Raw genomic sequence first — 3,879 nt, forward strand, 5'->3', positions numbered from 1 at the left:
CGATCAGGCAGAGGCAGAAATTCTGGCAGACTGCGGCAGCATTCCGGTTATCAACGGTCTGACCAATTTTGCCCACCCGTGTCAGGTGCTCGCTGATCTGATGACCGTGCGTGAGCATTTCGCACAGCTGGAAGGTCTGAAGATGGGCTTTGTCGGTGACGGCTTCAATATGTGCAATTCTCTGATTGTCGGCTGTCTCAAGGTCGGCATGAAGGTTTCTGTGGCAACACCGGAAGGCTATGAGCCGGATGCAAAGGTGCTGGCATTTGCAGAGGAAATGAAGAAGCAGGGTGCTTCGTTCGAGCTGAGCCATGATATTCATCAGGCGGCGGACAATGCGGATGTACTGTTCACCGATGCATGGATCGGCATGGGTCAGGAAGCAGAGGCGGAAAAGCGCCGCAAGGCATTTGCAGGCTTTACTGTCGATCATGACCTGCTGTCCTGCTGCAAGGAAGGCGTCATGGTACAGCACTGTCTGCCGGCGCACCGCGGCGAGGAAATCACGGATGCTGTGCTGGAAGAGCACGCAGAAGAGATTTTTGAAGAATCTGAGAACCGCCTGCACGCACAGAAGGCTGTCATGGTCATGCTGATGAGTGAAAAGACAGATTTTCATATTTAAATTTTTGGCATCAAAGAAGAGGGCGTTGCGCCCTCTTTTTTTGCGTTGATTTTTTGTGAAATAAGATGCAAACGAGCGAGAATGATAGACATTGTTTCGGGCATATGATACAATAACAATATCCAAAAACAGGGAAGGATGGGTTTGTATGAAAAAACGAATCACGGCATATCTGCTGGCGTTTGCCCTGCTGTGTACCAGCGTTCCGACCGCCTTTGCGGCACAGATGGAACCGTCACAGACGACGGACGGCAAATTCGTCACGCAAGCCAATGTGTCCGGCACGGTGTATCAATCCAAGGTATATTCGCAGGCAGAGCATGAAGCGCAGCTGAAAAATGCGACGTTTACGACTGTCGAATACAGTAGAAACTATGCGCAGGAAACGGCGTCTGTCAGTCAGAATGTCGCAGAAAAGACGACAAATTCTTTCACCAATTATGGTGACCAGCTGTCGAATTATTATTATACCTTTGGCGGCAAGAAGTCGGTCTATGTTGGCTCTGCGATGAAAAAGTTGTATGACAACGTGAAGGCGGATTTAAAGAAGGGAACCGATGGCGCGATTTTCCGTGACGATGGTGCAGAAGAGCAGAAACTAGGTGTCACGTTTTCTACGCCGACATGCAAGCAGCTCGGTGTCAGCGAAGATGCCTATAGTGAGATGATGTTTGATTTCGCTATGGATATGAGCTGGCTGGTGTATCGGAGCATTGACAGCGATTGCCCAGAGATGTTTTATTCTAACGGATATATGTCTATGAGCTATGCGGTCAATGAGGCGGGAAACCGCGTGACGGTGTATATCTATCCGCTGTTCCGCAAGGGATTTGAGACCTATGAGGAGCGCGTCTCCATGAAGCAGGCACTGGACAGCAAGACGAATGAAATTATCAAGCAGGCGTCGCGGTACGCAACAGCATATGAGCAGCTGGAGTTTTTAAATACATGGCTGTGCGAAAACAATTCGTATAATGATGATGCGGCAGCTGGAGACATGACCAAGTATCAAGACGAAGTATCCGGCGCACCGTGGTCCTCTGTCAGCGCGATTTTGAGCAGTTCCGGCAAAACAGTCGGACCGGTATGTGAAGGCTATGCTCGTGCACTTCAGCTGCTGTGCAGCAAGCTGGGCATCAATGCGACGATAGTCGTCAGTGACTCCGGCAATCACATGTGGAACAACGTGCAGTACGGCACGCATTGGACCGGTGTCGACGTCACATGGAATGACAGCGGCAGAGACCGCATGGCATACTTCTGCACGACCGTCAATAATATGACAGGTCACAAGATGGACGATGGAGATTTTGTCGACCGCCTGTCGTATCCGAACCTGATCGCGTTTTCTGCTAACGATACGCTGCCGCAGTATCGAACCGGTGTAGTAAAAGACAAAATTCTTCCGTATTACGATGTGGAGGACAGCTTTTGGGGCATTTCACAGATACGCAATGTTTACGACAAGGGCTATATGTCCGGCATGACCTGCGTGAATTTTGGCATCAATGGTAATGTGACGCGCGCACAGTTCGCGCAGATTTTGTATAACATCGCGGGCAAACCCGCTGTGACATATACCGGTCAGTTCTCTGACGTGTCACAGGATAAATGGTATGCGGCAGCTGTCAGCTGGGCGGCACAGAATGGACTGGTCGGCGGCTATCCGAATGGAACCTTTGCTCCGAATGCAGCCATCAAGCGCGAGGACATCGCGGTAATTCTGTTCCATCGGGCGGGCAGCCAAAGCGCACAGCCGCAGGATTTGGAAGCTAGATTCTCAGACAGCGAGCAGATTGCCGACTATGCGCGAGAGGCAGTCAATTGGGCGGTAGCATCCGGTGTTATCAATGGCAATGCAGACGGCACACTGGAGCCACGCGGCAATGCAACTCGTGCACAGAGCGCAGCAATCATTACCAATATCACAGCGTAATCCAAATGGGATGGAGGAGAACCGGAACAAACCGGTTCTCCCTTTTTTGTGCAAAGATTACAGACGAAACAAGAATTTTGCCGAAAAAGGGTTGCGTTGCTGTTGGTTTTTATGGTATGATAGCAATGCTGCAAAAACAAATGTTTTTCACAGAAAGACACAACCACGCCTTCTGAAAGGAGCCGAGAGACAATTGGAACAGCAGCCGAAATATTATATTGTAGACTCGTCCCTGCTGCCGGAGGTATTTCTGAAGGTGGCGCAGGTGAACCGAAATCTGCAAAGCGGCATATGCCGAACCATCGGCGAGGCAACCCAACAGGTGGGTCTGAGCCGAAGCGCATATTATAAATATAAAGATGGAATCAAGCCGCTGTTTGAAGCGGCGACGCACAGCATCATCACGTTTAATTTGATGGTCACAGACGAGGCGGGTGTCTTATCCGAGATCTTGGCTGTGTTTGCCCGTGCCGGTGCCAATATTTTGACGATCAATCAGTCCATCCCTGTCAATGGACAGGCGGCTGTGACCGTTGCGGCACGAACCGGTGAAATGAACCGACCGGTGGAACAGATGATGTCTGAGATTCTTGCCATTGCCGGTGTATCTCGTATGGAGATTCTGGCAAAGGAATGACAAATAAGGAGGAAAAACCATGTTGAAAGCTGCAATTTTGGGCTTTGGAACCGTTGGTTCCGGTACCCTTGAAGTTCTCGAACGCAATGCGGATACCGTTGCACGCAATGCGGGAGAAGAGATCGAAGTAAAATATATTCTGGATCTGCGCGATTTCCCGAATGAACCGCATCAGGAGCGATTTGTCAAGGACTTTGCTGTCATTGAAAATGATCCGGAGGTCAGCATTGTCATCGAGACAATGGGCGGCAAGGGCGCAGCGTATACCTTCACCAAGCGCAGCTTGGAGGCAGGCAAGCACGTTGTCACGTCCAACAAGGAACTGGTAGCAACGCACGGCGCAGAGCTGCTTCACATTGCCGAAGAGAAGAATGTCAACTATCTGTTTGAGGCATCTGTCGGCGGTGGCATCCCGATTATCCGCCCGATGCAGCGCTGCCTGACGGCAAACCATCTGACCCAGATCACCGGCATTCTCAACGGCACGACAAACTATATCCTCAACCGCATGATTGACGGCGGCTTGGATTTTGCGACCGCACTCAAGGAAGCACAGGATCTCGGCTATGCAGAAGCCAATCCGGCAGCAGATGTCGAGGGCATTGATGCCTGCCGCAAGGTGTGCATTCTGGCGGACATCGCATATGGGGATAATGTCGCTCCGGAAAAGGTAGAGACCGA

General features: G+C 50.8%; 4 protein-coding genes. All 4 read left to right on the forward strand.

Annotated elements, in window-relative coordinates; translation table 11 throughout:
• Nucleotides 1-625, forward strand: a 625-nt coding sequence (locus ACR0P9_RS08790) for an ornithine carbamoyltransferase (RefSeq protein WP_432619283.1), incomplete at its 5' end; no start/stop codon positions are given.
• 148 nt (nucleotides 626-773) lie between these two features.
• Nucleotides 774-2,561: an S-layer homology domain-containing protein gene (locus ACR0P9_RS08795; protein ID WP_432619285.1), complete on the forward strand. Its 1,788-nt coding sequence runs from the start codon at nucleotides 774-776 to the stop codon at nucleotides 2,559-2,561.
• 193 nt (nucleotides 2,562-2,754) lie between these two features.
• Complete coding sequence (locus tag ACR0P9_RS08800; RefSeq protein ID WP_432619287.1) at nucleotides 2,755-3,198, forward strand: ACT domain-containing protein; 444 nt, start codon at nucleotides 2,755-2,757, stop codon at nucleotides 3,196-3,198.
• Between the two features lie 19 nt (nucleotides 3,199-3,217).
• The coding region (locus tag ACR0P9_RS08805; protein ID WP_432619289.1) for a homoserine dehydrogenase at nucleotides 3,218-3,879 on the forward strand (662 nt) is incomplete at its 3' end.

Origin of the sequence: Butyricicoccus sp., from assembly GCF_050872565.1 — a bacterium.
In the GTDB taxonomy this organism is placed as follows: Bacteria; Bacillota; Clostridia; order Oscillospirales; family Butyricicoccaceae; genus Butyricicoccus_A.

Bases quoted from the DNA above. Each gene is read 5' to 3' on its own strand.
- ACR0P9_RS08795 (WP_432619285.1), top strand. From the start codon at position 774: ATGAAAAAACGAATCACGGCATATCTGCTGGCGTTTGCCCTGCTGTGT.